This window comes from Leifsonia sp. NPDC077715, assembly GCF_040686855.1.
Lineage (GTDB): Bacteria > Actinomycetota > Actinomycetes > Actinomycetales > Microbacteriaceae > Leifsonia.
The window spans coordinates 288,189-304,228 of record NZ_JBFBOG010000003.1; the positions used below are offsets into that span (position 1 = coordinate 288,189).

Consider the following 16,040-nt stretch of genomic DNA (forward strand, 5'->3'; position numbering starts at 1 on the left):
ATGGTGTTGTCCGTGACGAGGCGACCCCAGCGGTCGGATCCACGAGTGGTGCGCTGGTTGGAGGCTCAGAACGCCTATTCGCTGTACATCTCTGCCATGACGGTATTCGAGATCGAACGTGGAGCTGCGCTCAAGGCGCGGACCGATCCCGTTCAAGGCGATCGCCTGCGTCACTGGGTGGACGAGGTGGTGGACCAGTTCGCAGACCGGATCCTCCCCGTCGACCACGAGGTGGCGACCGTGGCGGCCGGATACCACGTTCCGGACCCTTGCCCCGAGGCGGACGCGATCATCGCTGCGACCGCCGAGGTGGCAGGGCTGGCTGTGGTAACCCGAAACGCGCGGGACTTCGAGCGCTTCGATGTCCCGCTGTTCGACCCGTGGCAATCACGCTGAACGCCGCCGCCGCGCCTCCGCCCACCCGTACAGCGCCGCGTACGCCACCAGCGACACCGCCAGCCCGCCCGCGAACAGTGGCGCCGACGGCCGCGACCACAGCAGCTCGCCGCCGCGCAGCGCGAGCGCGAGCAGCATCAGCGCGAGCGCCAGCAGCTGCGCCTGGAAGATCTGCCGGAACGCGCTCCACCGGGCGTCGCCGAGCATCCAGAGGTTCACCATCCCGGGCAGCGTCAGGATGGCGCCGCACACCCGGGCCGTCAAGGGCGTCAGCGGCCACGCCCACACCGAGATGCCGACCTGCGGCGCGGCGAACAGCACCAGCCCGGTGACGAGGGACCCGATCCCGATCAACGCGAGCAGGATGCGCACCCACGCGGGCAGGACCACCTCCCGCGGCGACGGCGATCGGTCGTCCTCCCCGCGGTTGAGGATCATCGCCACGAGGATGAGGAACGGCGTCGTCACGTACAGCGTGACCCAGACGTTGAACGACAGGAAGCCGAAATGGAAGCGGTCCCAGTGCAGAAACGTCGCCACGGCGAGCAGGGTCGCGAACAGCAGCACCGCCGGAAACCCGTGGCGCACCGACCGCCAGGTGTTCGGGCGGACGACGTGCGCGAAGAACACGATCCCCCCGGCGTACGCGCTGCCGAGCAGCATCGCTGTGATCGGCGGCAGGATGGTCCAGGCGAACAGCGCGTCGGTCGTGTCGGCGAGGGGATAGAGCAGCACGAACGCCGCCACCAGGAACGGGATGATGATCGCGCCCACGACGCGCGTGTAGGGGTGGATGCGGTCGCTCACGCGTGTCCCTGCGCCTCGGCCACGGCGTCCTCGACGGCCAGGCCCCGACCCTCGGTCACCGCCGCGTCGAAGGCGTCACGGTCGGCACCGGCCGCGAGCATCTGGTCGACGAACAGCTGGTGGAACGAGAACGCCGGAGCGTTGTGCAGGCCCGTGCGCTCGCGCAGGGTGCGCACCGCGCCGAGCAGGTGGCCCGCGCGCCGCACGTCGCCCGCGAGCGCGGCGACGGCGACCATGCCCTCCAAACCGTAGGCGACGCCCTCCACGTGTCCGAGCCGGACGGACAACGCCAGGCACCCGGCGAAGTCGGAGGTCGCGCCGGCCGGGTCGCCGAGCAGCAGGCGCGCCCAGCCGCGGTGGTGCTGCGCGATCGTCACCCCGAGCTCGTCGCCGTTGTCGCGCGCCAGGGTCAGGCTCTCCTCGAACTGGGCGAGCGCCGCATCCACCTGCTGCCGGAGCAGCGCGACGCGGCCCAGCATGACGTGCGCCATCGCCTGGCCCCAGCGGTCGCCGCCGTCACGGAACAGGCCGAGGCTCGTCGCCATCGCCCCGTCGGCGGCGGTGGGGTCGGGTTCGGCCGACGCCAGCATCGCCAGCGCCACGGAGATGAGTGCGAGCGCTTCGCCGTCGGGGTCCTCGGCGCGGTGGAAGAGGTCGGCGCTCTCCGTCAGCTTCTCGACGACGGTACCGCCGTGGTCCTGCCAGAACGCGATCGCCTGCGTGAAGTAGAGGGCGATGGCGCGCGTCCGGTCGTCCAGGGGGTCCCCGCTCGCGAGCGGCCGCTCCATCCAGCCGCGCACCTCACCGAGAAGGCCGGAGACCCACCAGTAGACGTAGAGGCTCCAGGCGAGGTGGGCGGCGCGCTCCCAGTCGCGCTGGTCGAGCAGGTGCCGGACCGCGGCCCGCAGGTTGCCCGTGTCATCGGCCAGCCGCATGACCCAGGCGTGCTGCCCGGCGCCCTCCAGCTCGGGGTCGGCGCGGTCGCCGAGCGCGAGGTAGTACGCCGCGTGCGCGTCTCGGGTCCGTGCGAGCGCGCCCTCCTTCTCCAGCTGCTCGAGCGCGTACTCGCGGACCGTGGCGAGCAGCGAGAAGCGCGGCGTCTCCACGTCGTCGTGCTGGCGGACGAGGCTGTTGTCGACCAGTGCGGCCAGGCACGAGAGCGTGTCGGCGTCATCCGCTCCGGAGTCGACGGTGGCCGCGACGACGGACTCCGCCGCCTCCAGGCTGAAGCCGCCCTCGAACACGCCGAGCCGGGAGAGCGCCACCCGCTCGGATGGTTCGAGCAGCTGCACGCTCCAGTCGATGGTCGCCCGCAGCGTCCGCTGCCGCTCGGGGAGGTCGCGGGCGCCCCCGACCAGAAGGGGAAGCCGGCGGTCGAGGCGGCGCGCCAGCTCGGCGGGCGGCAGCACCCGGATGCGTGCGGCGGCGAGCTCCACGGCGAGGGGGACGCGGTCGAGCGCCGCGCAGATCCGCTCGACGTCGGCGGCGTTCGACGCGGTGACCTCGAAGTCGGGGCGCACGGCGTGCGCGCGCTCCACGAACAACGCCACCGCGTCGCCGTCGGGGAGCGGGCCGAGGTCGTAGCTGCGCTCGCCTCCCACCCGCAGGAGCGACCGGCTCGTGACCAGGGCGGCGACGCCGGGGGCGGCCGCGAGGAGGGCCGTGACGGCGGGCGCCGCGGCGAGCGCCTGCTCGAAGTTGTCCAGCACGAGCAGCAGGCGGCGGTCGCGGAGGGCGGTGGTCACCTTGTCGTCGAGGGGCGCATCGCCGGTGTCCCGGACACCGAGTGCCCGGGCGAGGGCGCGGGTGAGCCCGGCGCTGTCGTGGACGGGCGCGAGGTCGACGAACACCGACCCGTCCGGGAAGTGGGCCGCCATGTCGCCCGCCGCAGCGATCGCGAGGCGGGTCTTGCCGATCCCGCCGGGGCCGAGGACGGTGACCAGCCGCGCGCCCTCGTCGAGCATCCGGCGCACGGCGGCGATGTCGTCCTCGCGTCCCACCAGGCGGGTCAGTGGCACGGGGAGCGACGTCGCAGCTGACGGCGCGGGTGCGGGAGCGGTGCCGGCGGTCGTGGGCGACGAGGCGACCGCCCGGCTGAGCTCGAACCGCTCGGCGAGCAGCACCGCCAGGTCCGCCTCCAGCAGCACCTCCAGCTCCCCGGCGGACTCGAAGTACTTGAACGAGGCGTGGTCGTCGTTCCGGATGCGCCCCAGCAGCTCCGTCAGCCGCTCCTCCCGGGCCGGGGCCGGGTCCTTGATGTAGATGAGCCGGGGGAGGTCGGGCGGGCACAGGTTGTACTCGTCCTCCAACCCGGACACCTGTTCGTCCGGCGCGACCCAGCCGTAACGCTCCCAGTACAGACCCACGAAGACGTCGCTCTGCTCCAGGTAGGCGCGGTACAGCTCACGCGGTGGATGCGGGCGCGCGCCGAGCTCGAACATCACCGGGGCGAGGTGCAGACGCTCGATCGCGGAGCGCGCCGCGCGGCGTTCGGCGGCGAGCTCCTTGAGGGTCGAACTGACGAAGATCCGCAGCCGCTGGTCGGGTGTCCGGATCACGGGTGGCCCCGGAGTCATGCCCGCATTGTGAGGCACCCACCGGGGCGTGCAACAGGGGGCGGATACGCTACTTCGCCCGCAATCGACGGCCGTCGGCGGGCTCCGTCCGGCCGCGTTCCGACTCGTCACGCAGGGTGCGGATCGCCGCCGCGGACGCCGACCCCGGCTCGGCGTGGTAGATCACGAGCAGCTGGCCGCCCGAGTCGCCGATCGGCAGCTTCTCGCGGCTGAGCTCCAGCATCCCGAGACTCGGATGGTCGAGCCGCGCGGCGCCGCCGCCCAGCCCGCGCACATCGTGACGCGCCCACAGCCGGCGGAAGTGCTCGCTGCGCAGGGAGAGCTCGCCGACCAGCTGGGCGATCCGCGGGTCGGCGACGTCGCTGCCGATCGAGGCGCGGAACGACGCGATGAGGCCGGCGGTCGCCTGCTCCCAGTCCGGGTAGAGCGCACGCTCGGCGTCGTCGAGGAACAGCGACCGCAGGCGGTTCATCCCGGGCGCGATGGCGGGGGAGAGGGCGGTGGCGAGGGGGTTCGCGGCGAGCACGTCGAACATCCGGTCCTCGACGAAAGCGGGGAGCTCCAGCGAGTCGAGGAGCTGGAGGATCCCCTTCGGGACCGTGCGGCGGGCGGCGCGGCGGGCCGCGGGCGGTTGCGGATCGGCCAGGCTCAGCAGGTAGGCGGTCGCGTCGGGGTCGAGGTCGAAGACGCGGGCCAAGGCGGTGAGCACTTGGGTGGACGGGTGCCGGTCCCGCCCCTGCTCGAGCCGCAGGTAGTAATCGGCGCTGATCCCGGCCAGCGTCGCGACCTCCTCCCGGCGCAGACCCGGGGTGCGGCGCACACCGGTGACCCGGAGTCCGACGGCCGCCGGATCGACCAGCTCGCGGCGGGCGCGGAGGTATTCGCCGAGAGAGTTGGGATCGGAACGGGTGGGCACGGGGCGAGTCTAGAAGTGTCCACAGGTCGTAGCCAGGCCCTCTCATCCCCAGGATCGCCGCGGCACTCCCTGTGTGCTTGACCGACGCGCAGAGTGGAGGCATGACCGATTCCGAACACACCCTCTCCACCCTCCCCGGCGGCACCTACCGCGTGGGAGACCTCGACCTCACGCGCGTCGGCTACGGCGCCATGCAGCTCGCCGGCCCCGGCGTCTTCGGGCCGCCGGCCGACCGCGACGAGGCCATCGCCGTGCTGCGCGCCGTCGTGGAGGCGGGGATCACCCACATCGACACCGCCGAGTTCTACGGGCCCCACGTCACCAACGAACTGATCCGCGAGGCGTTGGCGCCCTATCCCGGGCAGCTGCACATCGTCACGAAGGTCGGCGCCGAACGCGACGCTGACGGCGGCTGGCCGCATGCGCGCTCGCCGCAGCAGCTGCGCGACCAGGTGCACCAGAACCTCCGCTCGCTCGGGCTCGACGCGCTCGACGTGGTCAACCTGCGGGTGGGCGGCTTCGACCGCCCGGAGCCAGGGTCGCTCGCCGAGCAGTTCGGCGCGCTGGCCGATCTGCAGCGCGAAGGACTCATCCGGCACCTCGGGCTGAGCACCGTGTCCGCGGACCAGCTCGCCGAGGCTCAGACGATCGCTCCGGTGGTCACCGTGCAGAACTTCTACAACATCGCCAACCGGCACGACGATGCCCTCATCGAGCAGACGGCGCGCGAGGGGATCGCGTACGTGCCGTACTTCCCCCTCGGCGGCTTCAGCCCGTTGCAGTCCGGCGAGCTGGCCGCGGTCGCCGCACGGCTCGAGACGACGCCGCTGGCCGTCGCGCTCGCCTGGCTGCTTCAGCGGTCGCCCAACCTGCTGCTGATCCCCGGCACGTCGTCGGTGGCGCATCTGCGCGACAACATCGCCGCCGCTGCGCTCGAACTGCCGGAGGATGCGGTGCGAGAACTGGACGCGATCGGCTGACGAACGGGATGTGTAAATCGGCCGTTGCGTCGGATCCGAAATCGTATATCATTGCCGCACGGAGCGCCGCTCCGGACGATGATGTCAGCAATTCCGGGAGTACACGACGATGAGCACATCCCCTTTCACGCCGACTGGTAGCTTCCGGTCGCCGACCGACCGCCGCCGCGTGGTCTTCGCCACGGTGATCGGCACCACGGTCGAGTGGTACGACTTCTTCATCTACGCGTCCGCCGCCGGACTCGTCTTCGGGCAGCTGTTCTTCGCCCCGGCGGGGCCGCAGTTCGCGACCGTGCTGTCGTTCCTCACCGTGGGCGTCAGCTTCCTGTTCCGTCCGCTGGGCGCGTTCCTGGCCGGTCACTTCGGCGACCGGTACGGCCGGCGCCGGGTGCTCGTCGCCACGCTCATCCTCATGGGTCTGGCGACGGCTCTCGTCGGCCTGCTGCCGACGTACGAGGCGATCGGGATCGCTGCGCCGATCCTGCTGGTGCTCCTCCGGGTGCTGCAGGGCATCTCGGCCGGCGGGGAGTGGGGCGGCGCGGTGCTGATGGCGGTCGAGCACGCTCCCACCGCGAAGCGTGGACTGTTCGGCGCATCCCCGCAGATCGGCGTGCCGCTCGGCCTGCTGCTCGCGTCCGGGATCATGGCGCTGATGACCGTGATCGCGCCGGGCGACGCGTTCCTGGCGTGGGGATGGCGCGTGCCGTTCCTGCTTTCGGTCGTGCTCATCCTGATCGGCTACTGGGTCCGTCGCCGCGTCGAGGAGAGCCCCGTGTTCACCGAGATCGCCGAGCGTCGTGCGCGCACCCGCATGCCGATCGTCCAGCTGTTCCGCAAGCACTGGCTCCTGGTGATCGTCGCCGCGTTCGTGTTCGCGGGCAACAACGCCGTCGGCTACATGACCACCGGCGGGTACATCCAGAACTACGCGACAAACCCGGACGGCCCGCTGAAGCTCGAGCGCGGTCCCGTGCTGTGGGCGGTGGCGGCGTCCGCCGTGACGTGGCTGCTGGCCACCTGGGTCGCGGGCTGGCTCAGTGACAGGATCGGCCGCCGCACGACCTACATCGTCGGCTGGGTCCTGCAGCTGGTCGGCGTCTTCACGCTGTTCCCTCTGGTCAACACGGGAAACATCGGGCTGCTCCTCCTCGGGCTCGCGATCCTCACCATCGGTCTCGGCTTCACCTACGGACCGCAGGCGGCGCTGTACTCGGAGCTGTTCCCGGCGTCGATCCGCTTCTCGGGGGTGTCGATCTCGTACGCGATCGGCGCGATCCTGGGCGGGGCGTTCGCGCCGACCATCGCCACGGCGCTGGTGCAGGCGACCGGCAGCACGGTGTCCGTGACCTGGTACCTCGCGGGGATGACGGTCCTCGGCCTCCTCGCGACCCTGGTCCTCCGCGACCGCACCGGTATCCCGCTCGGCCCGGACCACGAGGCCGAGCAGGAGTTCAGCCCCATCCGCGGCATCCGCACCCCCGAGCCGGCCCCGGATCGCGCCACCGCGCGCTGACCCACGACGCGCGCGCTCCATCGAGTCCGCCCTCCATCCAGTCCGCCCTCCATCGAGTCCGCCGTCCATCGAGTCCGCAGAGAGTGCCCGCGACACGCCGTCGCGACGGGCATTCTTTGCGGACTCGATGGCGTTGTGGGCTCGTTCAGGCGGTGAGGAAGCGCAGGAGGTGCGGAGCGACGGCGTCGGCGGAGACGTCGTGGGTCTGGCCCGCGACGATCTCGTAGGTGCCGTCCTGGGCGCCGGATGCGACGCCCTCGGCGCCGAGGCGCAGGAAGTCGGGCGTCTGCTCGCCGGCGAGACCGAGCACCGGGACGGGGATGGCCTGGAGCAGGTCGTCCGGCACACGGCTGTCGCCCATCGCGGCGTCGTCGTACGCGAGCGTCGGAGCGAGCGCCAGCGTGGCGTCCCAGCCGGGGGAATGGCGCATCCCCTCGATGCCCGCTTCCGGCACTCCGACGCGTCGGAGGAACAGCGCGACCGCGCCCGCACGATCGTCCGCCGCGAGGGCGGCCCGCAGCTGCTGGGTGTACGCCTGCGCGGACGGCAGCATCGGGTCGGGCAGGTACGGCGGCTCGTAGACGGCGACGCGGGGAACCCGACCCGCCCCGAGCGCGGCGGCCGCGGCGAGCGCCAGCGCGCCGCCCGACGACATCCCGAACAGCGACGCCGACCCGCCGGCCGCGTCGATCAGCGCGGCGAGGTCGTCGATCTCGCGTGCGACGGCCACCGCGCCCGCGGCGGGGTCGGCGAGCGCGTCGGTGCTCTCGCCCCGGCCGCGCCGGTCGTAGAGGACGACGGTCAGCCGGTCGCGCAGCGCGGCCGCGATCGGCCGCATGGGACCGGCATCACGGAAGCAGAGCGCGCCGTCGACGAGGATGACGGCCGGGCCGCTCCCGTCGAGCTCGTACGCGAGTGAGGTGCCGTCGGGGGAGGTGACCGTGCTCATGCGCGCCAGCGTAGTCCTCGCACCTGCCGCGGGGTCGCTCGCCGGCGCAGTCGACGCACCGCGTCGGGCACCAGGAGCCTGCAGCCCACCGAGGCTCAGCGACCCTCGGCGCGCCGGCGCCGCACCGCGGCCCCCGTGCAGGCCGCGAGTCCGGATACCAGGGCGAGCGCGGCGAGCACCGTCCACGTCGTCATCGGGCGGACGTCCGCGCCGGTGGCGGCAAGCTCCGAGGTGGATGCCGTCGTGGCCGGGTCGGTCGCACCGGTCGTCGCGTCGCCCGCGGGCGGGACGCCGCCGCTCGGTCGCGGTGTCACCACCGGCGCCGCGAGCGCGAAGTCCTGCGCGTCCACAGTCTCGCCGGCGGCGGTGATCGTGAACGCCCGGGTCGACGGCCCGGACACCGTGTACCCGTTCGGCGGTGTGACCGTCACCGTGTAGTCCCCGGCGGGGAGGCCGCCGAGCGCGTACGAGCCGTCAGCGGCGGTCGTGAGCGCCGTGGAGACCGGTCCTGTGAGCTCCACCGAAGCGTCCGCGACCGGCTGTCCGGCCGCCGTGACCGTTCCCTCGACCGCACCTGCGCGGGCGAGGGCGAAATCCACGCCCCCGACGTCCGAACCCGCGACCGGGACCGTGATCGCCGACGCGCCCACCACCGTCGACCCGGGAGGAGAGGTGACCGTGACCGTGTAGCTGCCGGCAGTGAGACGCGCGAGCGTGTACGTCCCGTCCGCTGCGGTGACAGCGGACACCGTCCCGCCTCCCGTGAGGGTCGCGGTGATGACCACCCCGGCGACGCCTCCGCCCGCGTCGGTGACGCGGCCGGTGACGTCCGGGTTCTCCCGGACCACGGCGTCCAGTCCGTCGATCGGCGTCTCGCTGCCGACGGGCACCGTGAACGGCGGCGGCGTGACGAGGGAGAAGCCGGGAGGCGGTAGGACGGCCACGGTGTGCAGCCCGGTCGGCACCTCCTCGAACCGGTAGACGCCGTCCGGCCCCGTGGTGGTGGTCGCGCCGGTGTCGAGGGTCACCGTGGCGCCGGAGACCGGGTCGCCGGCCGTGTCGCGCACGGTGCCGCTGACGCCGACCGGGACGACCACATGGATGCCGAAGTCGACCACCGCGTCCTGGGCGGAGAGATCGGCGGGCAGGGTGACCGGCCCGTCCGCGATGGAACCGCTGGGCGGCGTGATCGAGACCGTGTAGCCCGCACTGGCCTGCACGCCCGGGAAGGCATACGTGCCGTCCGCCTCCGGTGACGTGGTGGCGACGACCGCGCCGTTCGCATCACGCAGGGTCAGGACGGTTCCCGCGATGGAACCGGTGGCGGCGCTGACCGTGCCGGTGATGTCCCGGGTCAGCGCGGTGAACCAGGTCTGGTACACCGGGAATCCCGACCGCTGGGTGTAGACGAAGGTGAGCGCGACGATCGGCGCGCTCGGCTCGAACCACGCGGAGGAGCCGCTGGTGTCGGTTGCGGATGGGTTGCCGGTCAACGTCGCGGTCGCCGGGTCCCACGAGGGGACGTCGGAGGCGGCTCCGGTGCACGACGGCTTGCCGGGGAGGCCCGGCGCACAGTAGTTGAAACCGCCTCGGAAGCCGAGCTGAGCGGTCGTCAGCGCCTCGCCGTCGGGGCCGATGGCGGTGACACGCACCTTGTCGGCGTCGATGTCGCCGAGCACGAACGCCCAGCCGCTGGTCGGGGTGGGCGCGGCGAACGAGTACGTCGTGGTGGACGGCGCGGAAGGAGAGTCGGCCTTCGGCCGCAGGTTGAGGTACGGCTGGTTCCGGCTCGTCCCGTACTTCGCGCCGACGGGAGTGCCCGCCGCGAGCCATGTGCTCGTGCCGGAGATGACCCCGATCTGGCCGCTGCGGGAGTCGGTGGTCACCGTTGCGGAGAGCCGTGGGGTGTTCGCCGCTTCCATCGTGAAGGAGGTGGGCCCAGTCGTCGTCCAGGAGGCCCATTGCGCCGTCGTCACCGCGGAGGCCGATGTCGGCAGCAGAAGGGCGGCTGTCGCCGACGCCAGGGCGGCGGCGAGGGCGACGGTCGGGCGTAGGCGGCTCCGGCTCATGCGGGCAGGCTAATCGTTGACCGACGGCTACGTCTAGCCCGGCTAGGGATGCTCAGCGCCCCTGACGCCGCCGCACCCCGAAGCCGATGAGCACCGCGCCGCCGATCGCGACCAGCACGCCCGCCCCGCGGACCAGCCACTGCACGTCGCCGGTCGCCGCGTCCACCAGGAGAGGTCCTACCAGCCCGACGACGACCAGCGCCACGCCGAGGATGAAGAACCACGGCGACCCGTTCGTCCGCTCGACCATGCCCCGAGCCTACCGGCGACGGCGGCCCGGAGCACGGCCGAGCAGACCCGTCACGGGAGGTAGTACGTCGGGTTCGGCAGCTTGACGGTCCGGTCGGCAGAGCCGCCGATCAGGTCGCTGTACTGGTCGCCGAAGTTCGCCACGATGTCGAACTTCCCGCCCGCAGCCGACTCGATGTGGGCGCGCGTCTGCGACTTGTACTCGATCGTCGTGCACTTGGCGGTGGCGCAGGTGATGTAAGACGGCTGCTGGGAGGCGCCGACGCCCGTCCACTTCGTGTAGAAGTTCTGCGCCGTGAAGCCGGTGTAGCCGACCTTGGCGAGGTTGCCCAGGGTGGCCGCCTTCTGGTCGTCGTTGCGGCCGGTCAGCCCGATGAGCGTGCAGCCGGCCTTCTGCGCGACGGCGGCGAGCGTCGTCATGTGCGGCGTGGCCGGGAACCGCTGCTCCTGCACCCACACGTTCTGCTCGACCGGGTTGAAGGTGAAGTGCATGTCCGCCACCTCCATGTCGTAGGTCCACAGGGTGGTGTCGTCGGTGTCGAGCACGATCGCCGGATTGCGATGCAGCTTCTTCTCGACGAAGCACTGCGCGGCGACCACCGGCGCCTGGCGCTGGACGATGGAGCGCAGCTCGCGGATGTACGGCGAGTCCGTCTTGTCCGCGATGCCCGTGCCCGGGTCGCCGTAGTAGGTCGCGATGGTCTTCTTCACCGAGTCGATGTTCGGGATACCTTCGCCGCCCTGGGTCGCGCCGCTGGAGCCATCGGGTGCCATGGTGAAGTGCGTGCGGGGCGCGAGCTGCGGCTCGTTCACGCCGGGCAGATCCGGCGACGGGAGGTAGTACGTCGGGTTCGGCAGCTTCAGCGCCTCCTGCGCGAAACCGCCCTGCAGGTCGGACCACTGGTCGCCCACGTTGAGCGTGATGGTGTAGCCCAGGTCCTGGATGTGCTTGCGCGTCAGCGCCTTGTACTCGACCGTCGTGCACTTCGCCGTGGCGCAGGTGACGTACGACGGCTGCTGAGATGCGCCGACGCCCGTCCACTTCGTGTAGAAGCGGTCGGCGGTGAACGCGGTGTAGCCGTCCTTCGTCAGGTTGCCGAGGGTCGCGGCCTTCTGGTCGTCGTTGCGGCCGGTCAGGCCGAACACGGTGTAGCCGATCGCGGCGGCCTGGTTGACGAAGTCGACCATCCCCGGGGTGGCCGGGAAGCGCTGGTCCTGCACCCAGACGTCCTGCTCCTTCGGGTCGAAGGTGAAGTGCATGTCCGCGACTTCCATGTCGTAGGTCCACAGCGTGGTGTCGTCGGCGTCGAACACGATCGCCGGCTTCTGGCCGTGCTTCACCGCGCGGTCGTACCCCGCCTGCAGCTGCGACTTCTCGCGGGCGAGGATGCCGGCGAGCTCGCGGATGTAGGGCGAGTCGGTCTTGTTCGCGATGCCGGTGCCCGGGTCGCCGTAGTAGGTCGCGATGGTCTTCTTGCCGGAGTCGATGTTCGGGATGCCCTCGCCACCGGCCGTCGCGCCGCTGGAGCCGTCGGGCGCCATGGTGAACGACGTCCGTGGCGCGAGCGCCGTGTCGCCGTGGCCGCCGCCGTGGCCGGGATCCCAGGCCTGCGCCGCGGGCGCGTCCGCCAGCCCGACGCCGAGCGCCAGGGCGAGAGCGCCGGCGCCCGCGACGAGCGCGCGCCGGAGCCGGGAGGGAGTGGGGGGAGTATTCGCCATGACCGCACCTTCGCCATCGGGTCGTCGGATTCCACCCCTGTTCGGGGGCCGGGTGCAGCCTAGCCACCACGCGCCCGAGACTCCAAGTGCGCGGATGAGCACGGTGGCGCGGAACGCACAGCGGGATTGAAGCGGACGCCGGTAACGTTGTTGCCCGTATGCGCACCGAAACCCTCGACACGGCCGCGATCCGCGCGGACTTCCCGATCCTCTCCCGCGAGGTGAACGGGCATCCCTTCATCTACCTCGACTCCGGGGCCACGTCGCAGAAACCGCGTCAGGTCCTGGACGCGGAACGCGCCTTCGCCGAGCGCTACACCTCGGCAGTCCACCGCGGCGCGCACACCGTCGCCGGCGAGGCCACGGAGCTGTTCGAGGACGCCCGCGCGCGCGTCGCCGGCTTCGTCGGCGCACGGCCCGACGAGCTGGTGTGGACCTCGAACGCCACCGAGGGCATCAACCTGCTGGCGTACGGGATGTCGAACGCCTCCCTCGGCCGCGGCGGCGCGGCCGCCGAGCGCTTCCGCCTCGGCGCCGGCGACGAGATCGTCGTCACCGAGGCCGAGCACCACGCCAACCTCATCCCGTGGCAGGAGCTCGCCGCGCGCACCGGCGCGACCCTCCGCGTCATCGGTCTCACCGACGACGGGATGCTGCGCCTCGACCAGGCCGCTGAGCTGATCGGCCCGCGCACCAAGGTCGTCGCGTTCGCCCACGTCTCCAACGTCCTCGGCGGCATCAACCCGGTCGCCGAGCTCGTCGCGCTGGCCCACGCCCAGGGCGCGCTGGTCGTGCTCGACGCCTGCCAGTCCGTTCCGCACCTCGCCGTCGACTTCCCGGCGCTCGACGTCGACTTCGCCGTCTTCTCCGGCCACAAGATGCTGGGTCCGACCGGGGTCGGCGCGCTGTACGGCCGCAGCGAGCTGCTGAACGCCCTGCCGCCGTTCCTGGCCGGCGGCTCGATGATCACGCAGGTGACCCTGGAGGGCGCCGAATACCTGCCCGCACCGCAGCGCTTCGAGGCGGGCACGCAGCGCGTGTCGCAGGCGGTCGCGCTGGCCGCCGCCGTCGACTACCTCGAGGGCGTCGGGATGCCGGCGATCGAGGCGCACGAGGAGGCGCTGGGCGAGCGGCTGCTCGCCGGGCTCTCCGAGATCGAGGGCGTCCGCATCCTGGGCCCGGGCGCCGGCGTCCCGCGCGTCGGGCTGGCGAGCGTCGTCGTGGACGGCATCCACGCGCACGACGTCGGCCAGTTCCTGGACGACCGCGGCATCGCCGTGCGCGTCGGCCACCACTGCGCGCAGCCGGTGCACCGCCGCTTCGGCGCGACGGCGAGCACCCGCGTCAGCACCTATCTCTACAACACCGCCGACGAGGTGGATGCGGCGGTCGAGGCGATCGCCGACGCCCGCGTCTTCTTCGGCGTGGCGGGAGGCGTCCGATGAGCGACCTGCAGAACCTGTACCAGCAGGTCATCCTCGACCACGCCAAGGAGAAGCACGGCTACGGCATCGCCGGCGACGAGGCCGCGAGCTCGCACCAGTTCAACCCGACCTGCGGGGACGAGGTGACGGTCGGCGTGCGCACGGACGCCGACGGCCGCATCCGCTCGATCGGCTGGGAAGGACACGGCTGCTCCATCTCGACCGCCTCGGCGTCACTGCTGAGCGACCTGGTGCACGAGGTCGACCGGGAACAGCTGGCCGCATCTATCGCCGCGTTCCGCGAGCTGATGCACTCTAAGGGTGCACTCGAGGGCGACGAGGAGCTGCTGGGCGACGCGGTCGCTCTGGCCGGCGTCTCGAAGTATGTCACGCGCGTGAAGTGCGCGATGCTGCCCTGGGTCGCCCTCGAGGACGCGCTGCTCAAGTCCGCCTGACGGCTACGGCACCGGAGACAGGTCGACCTCGGCCGCGATGGCTTCGAGCGCCGACGGCAGCGAGGGGAACGTCGTCCCGTAGACCAGCCCCGACGGCCCCGCTGCGATCCACGTCTCCGAGCCCTTGGTCACCCGCCCGACGAGGTACCGCTTGTGGCCGCCGAGCGCCTGCCGCTGCGCGATGGTCAAGGTCAGCGGGAAGGCGTAAACGTCGCCCTGGGGGCTGACGACCAGCTCCCAGCGGGCTCGGCCGGGGTTGAACGTGCTCGTGAAGATGCGCGACATGATCGACTGTTTGTATCGCGCCGCGGCAACCCGTCGCCATGAAGATGACGACCTGTTGCGTCACCCTTCGCCGCGTTACGCGATCGGCTCTGCGAAGCGGGCGAGGAAGGCGCGCGTGCGGTCCTCGCGCGGTGCGCCGAACAGCTGCGCGGGCGGTCCCTGCTCGGCGATGACGCCCGCGTCGAGGAACACGACGCGGTCGGCGACATCGCGTGCGAACGCCATCTCGTGCGTCGCCATCACGATCGTCGTCCCGGATGCCTTGAGCGAGCGGATGAGCTCCAGCACCTCGCCGACGAGCTCCGGGTCGAGGGCGCTGGTCACCTCGTCGAGCAGCAGCAGCTCGGGGTCGGTCGCGATCGCGCGGACGATCGCCGCACGCTGCTGCTGGCCGCCGGACAGCCGGTCGGGGAACTCCTTCGCCTTGTCGCCCAGGCCGATCCCGTCGAGCAGGGCGAGCGCCTTCCGTTCGGCCTCCGCCTTCGGGAGGCGGTGCACGCGGCGGGACGCGAGCGTCACGTTGTCGAGCACCGACAGGTGGGGGAACAGGTTGTAGTGCTGGAAGACAACGCCGATCCGCCCGCGGACCGCGTCCGCGTCGACGCGCGGGTCGCTGATGTCCTGCTCGCCGAGGAAGATCTGCCCGTCGTCCAGCTGCTCCAGGAGGTTGACGGTGCGCAGAAGCGTCGACTTGCCCGACCCGCTCGACCCGATCAGCGCGACGACCTCGTGCTGGTGCACGTCGAGGTCGATACCGCGCAGCACCTCCGTGTCTCCGAACCGCTTGCGCACGCCGCGCAGGCGCAGGACCGGCTCGCTCATACGATGCTCCCCACCTGTTCGCGGCGCCGGATCCGCGCCGAGTACCAGTCGGTGAGCCGGATCATCGGCAGCGCCAGGAGGACGAACAGCAGCCCTGCGAGCACATACGGGGTGAAGTTGTACGTCGCCGCGGTCTCGATCTGGGCGGCACGGACCGCATCCACCGCTCCGAGCACCGAGATCAGGCCGACGTCCTTCTGCATCGCGACGAAGTCGTTCATCAGCGCAGGGGTCACCTTGCGGACGGCTTGCGGCAGGATGACGAGCCGCAGCGTCTGCGAGTGCGACAGCCCGAGCCCGCGGGCGGCGAGCCGCTGCGACGGGTGGACGGCCTCGATCCCCGCCCGGAACACCTCGGAGACGTACGCCGAATAGACCAGGACGAGCGCGATCGTGCCCCAGAACTCCGGTGGCATGCGCGGGAAGACGCCGAGACCAGGAAGACCGAAGCCGACCAGGTACAGCACGATGATGAGCGGCATCCCGCGGAACAGGTCCGTGTACCCGGCGGCCAGCGCCCGCAGCGGGAAGAAGATCGGACCGCGCAGCGTGCGCGCGGTGGCGAGCAGGATGCTGACGATCAGCACGCCGATCGCCGCGACGATGAGCACCCGGATGTTCAGCAGCAGTCCGTCGAAGACGCGCGGCCACGCCTCTGCGGCGACGGCGGGGTCGAAGAACGTCTGCTGCACCCGCGCCCAGCCGGGCGTGTTGATCACGAACACCCACGCCAGCACCGCGACTACGAGGGTGCTGGCCAGGCTGATCAGCACCGAGCGCGTGGTCTGGCGCTTGCGGTAGAGCCGGCGGTCGAGCTCCGCCGCGCTGGGCGGGGGAGAGCCGGTGGACGCTGGAGGGGTGGACGTGGTGGTGCTCACCG

The 16,040-nt window shown here is 71.8% G+C and carries 15 protein-coding genes; 5 read left to right on the plus strand and 10 right to left on the minus strand.

The window, feature by feature from the left end; all coding sequences use genetic code 11:
• Nucleotides 1-396: a type II toxin-antitoxin system VapC family toxin gene (locus tag AB0P25_RS15185; protein WP_363809319.1), complete on the plus strand. Its 396-nt coding sequence runs from the start codon at nucleotides 1-3 to the stop codon at nucleotides 394-396.
• Here AB0P25_RS15185 and AB0P25_RS15190 read toward each other — a convergent pair.
• Genes AB0P25_RS15190 through AB0P25_RS15200 form a run of 3 tightly spaced genes read right to left on the minus strand, consistent with a single transcriptional unit; the run spans nucleotide 388 to nucleotide 4,695 of the window.
• A complete protein-coding gene (locus AB0P25_RS15190; RefSeq protein WP_363808410.1) occupies nucleotides 388-1,203 on the minus strand; it encodes a hypothetical protein in 816 nt (271 codons plus the stop codon). The genes AB0P25_RS15185 and AB0P25_RS15190 overlap by 9 nt on opposite strands.
• A complete protein-coding gene (locus AB0P25_RS15195) occupies nucleotides 1,200-3,779 on the minus strand; it encodes a DUF4062 domain-containing protein (protein WP_363808412.1) in 2,580 nt (859 codons plus the stop codon). The genes AB0P25_RS15190 and AB0P25_RS15195 overlap by 4 nt, the downstream gene beginning before the upstream one ends.
• 49 nt (nucleotides 3,780-3,828) lie before the next feature.
• Nucleotides 3,829-4,695, minus strand: coding sequence for a helix-turn-helix transcriptional regulator (locus tag AB0P25_RS15200; RefSeq protein WP_363808413.1), 867 nt, complete (start codon nucleotides 4,693-4,695; stop codon nucleotides 3,829-3,831).
• A 101-nt stretch (nucleotides 4,696-4,796) separates the two neighbouring features.
• Between AB0P25_RS15200 and AB0P25_RS15205 the strand changes: the two genes are divergently transcribed.
• Together AB0P25_RS15205 and AB0P25_RS15210 are read left to right on the plus strand one after the other, a co-directional pair.
• Nucleotides 4,797-5,675: an oxidoreductase gene (locus AB0P25_RS15205; protein ID WP_363808415.1), complete on the plus strand. Its 879-nt coding sequence runs from the start codon at nucleotides 4,797-4,799 to the stop codon at nucleotides 5,673-5,675.
• 109 nt (nucleotides 5,676-5,784) lie between these two features.
• Nucleotides 5,785-7,188 carry an MFS transporter gene (locus AB0P25_RS15210; RefSeq protein WP_363808416.1) on the plus strand — a complete coding sequence of 468 codons (1,404 nt, stop codon included), beginning with the start codon at nucleotides 5,785-5,787 and terminating at the stop codon, nucleotides 7,186-7,188.
• A 145-nt stretch (nucleotides 7,189-7,333) separates the two neighbouring features.
• On the opposite strand, the gene AB0P25_RS15215 is transcribed toward AB0P25_RS15210, so the two are convergent.
• From AB0P25_RS15215 to AB0P25_RS15230, 4 genes are all read right to left on the minus strand, one after another.
• Nucleotides 7,334-8,137, minus strand: a complete 804-nt coding sequence (locus tag AB0P25_RS15215) for an alpha/beta fold hydrolase (protein ID WP_363808418.1) — start codon at nucleotides 8,135-8,137, stop codon at nucleotides 7,334-7,336.
• A gap of 95 nt (nucleotides 8,138-8,232) precedes the next feature.
• On the minus strand, nucleotides 8,233-10,206 hold the full coding sequence (locus AB0P25_RS15220; protein ID WP_363808419.1) for a carboxypeptidase regulatory-like domain-containing protein: 1,974 nt from the start codon (nucleotides 10,204-10,206) through the stop codon (nucleotides 8,233-8,235).
• A 52-nt stretch (nucleotides 10,207-10,258) separates the two neighbouring features.
• The gene (locus tag AB0P25_RS15225) at nucleotides 10,259-10,456 is read right to left on the minus strand and encodes a hypothetical protein (protein WP_064108685.1); all 198 of its coding nucleotides are present in this window, start codon (nucleotides 10,454-10,456) and stop codon (nucleotides 10,259-10,261) included.
• A gap of 50 nt (nucleotides 10,457-10,506) precedes the next feature.
• Entirely contained in the window at nucleotides 10,507-12,174 is a 1,668-nt protein-coding gene (locus AB0P25_RS15230) for an HAD family acid phosphatase (protein ID WP_363808421.1), read from the minus strand.
• Between the two features lie 158 nt (nucleotides 12,175-12,332).
• Between AB0P25_RS15230 and AB0P25_RS15235 the strand changes: the two genes are divergently transcribed.
• Both AB0P25_RS15235 and sufU read left to right on the plus strand, forming a co-directional pair.
• Nucleotides 12,333-13,619, plus strand: a complete 1,287-nt coding sequence (locus AB0P25_RS15235; protein WP_363808422.1) for a SufS family cysteine desulfurase — start codon at nucleotides 12,333-12,335, stop codon at nucleotides 13,617-13,619.
• Entirely contained in the window at nucleotides 13,616-14,053 is a 438-nt protein-coding gene (gene sufU, locus AB0P25_RS15240) for a Fe-S cluster assembly sulfur transfer protein SufU (protein ID WP_363808423.1), read from the plus strand. Before AB0P25_RS15235 ends, sufU begins: the two co-directional genes overlap by 4 nt.
• A gap of 3 nt (nucleotides 14,054-14,056) precedes the next feature.
• On the opposite strand, the gene AB0P25_RS15245 is transcribed toward sufU, so the two are convergent.
• The 3 genes from AB0P25_RS15245 to AB0P25_RS15255 all read right to left on the minus strand — a co-directional run bounded on the left by AB0P25_RS15245 (nucleotide 14,057) and on the right by AB0P25_RS15255 (nucleotide 16,038).
• Complete coding sequence (locus AB0P25_RS15245) at nucleotides 14,057-14,338, minus strand: hypothetical protein (RefSeq protein ID WP_363808425.1); 282 nt, start codon at nucleotides 14,336-14,338, stop codon at nucleotides 14,057-14,059.
• Between the two features lie 75 nt (nucleotides 14,339-14,413).
• The gene (locus tag AB0P25_RS15250) at nucleotides 14,414-15,160 is read right to left on the minus strand and encodes an amino acid ABC transporter ATP-binding protein (protein ID WP_363808426.1); all 747 of its coding nucleotides are present in this window, start codon (nucleotides 15,158-15,160) and stop codon (nucleotides 14,414-14,416) included.
• The gene (locus AB0P25_RS15255) at nucleotides 15,157-16,038 is read right to left on the minus strand and encodes an amino acid ABC transporter permease (protein WP_363808428.1); all 882 of its coding nucleotides are present in this window, start codon (nucleotides 16,036-16,038) and stop codon (nucleotides 15,157-15,159) included. Before AB0P25_RS15255 ends, AB0P25_RS15250 begins: the two co-directional genes overlap by 4 nt.
• Nucleotides 16,039-16,040 lie beyond the last annotated feature (2 nt).

What these genes read in the sequence shown, in the direction of transcription:
- AB0P25_RS15185 (WP_363809319.1), top strand. Translation starts at nt 1, where the DNA reads ATGGTGTTGTCCGTGACGAGGCGACCCCAGCGGTCGGATCCACGAGTG.
- AB0P25_RS15195 (WP_363808412.1), bottom strand. Translation starts at nt 3,779, where the DNA reads ATGACTCCGGGGCCACCCGTGATCCGGACACCCGACCAGCGGCTGCGG.
- AB0P25_RS15205 (WP_363808415.1), top strand. Translation starts at nt 4,797, where the DNA reads ATGACCGATTCCGAACACACCCTCTCCACCCTCCCCGGCGGCACCTAC.
- AB0P25_RS15210 (WP_363808416.1), top strand. Translation starts at nt 5,785, where the DNA reads ATGAGCACATCCCCTTTCACGCCGACTGGTAGCTTCCGGTCGCCGACC.
- AB0P25_RS15215 (WP_363808418.1), bottom strand. Translation starts at nt 8,137, where the DNA reads ATGAGCACGGTCACCTCCCCCGACGGCACCTCACTCGCGTACGAGCTC.
- AB0P25_RS15220 (WP_363808419.1), bottom strand. Translation starts at nt 10,206, where the DNA reads ATGAGCCGGAGCCGCCTACGCCCGACCGTCGCCCTCGCCGCCGCCCTG.
- AB0P25_RS15225 (WP_064108685.1), bottom strand. Translation starts at nt 10,456, where the DNA reads ATGGTCGAGCGGACGAACGGGTCGCCGTGGTTCTTCATCCTCGGCGTG.
- AB0P25_RS15230 (WP_363808421.1), bottom strand. Translation starts at nt 12,174, where the DNA reads ATGGCGAATACTCCCCCCACTCCCTCCCGGCTCCGGCGCGCGCTCGTC.
- AB0P25_RS15235 (WP_363808422.1), top strand. Translation starts at nt 12,333, where the DNA reads ATGCGCACCGAAACCCTCGACACGGCCGCGATCCGCGCGGACTTCCCG.
- sufU (WP_363808423.1), top strand. Translation starts at nt 13,616, where the DNA reads ATGAGCGACCTGCAGAACCTGTACCAGCAGGTCATCCTCGACCACGCC.
- AB0P25_RS15245 (WP_363808425.1), bottom strand. Translation starts at nt 14,338, where the DNA reads ATGTCGCGCATCTTCACGAGCACGTTCAACCCCGGCCGAGCCCGCTGG.
- AB0P25_RS15250 (WP_363808426.1), bottom strand. Translation starts at nt 15,160, where the DNA reads ATGAGCGAGCCGGTCCTGCGCCTGCGCGGCGTGCGCAAGCGGTTCGGA.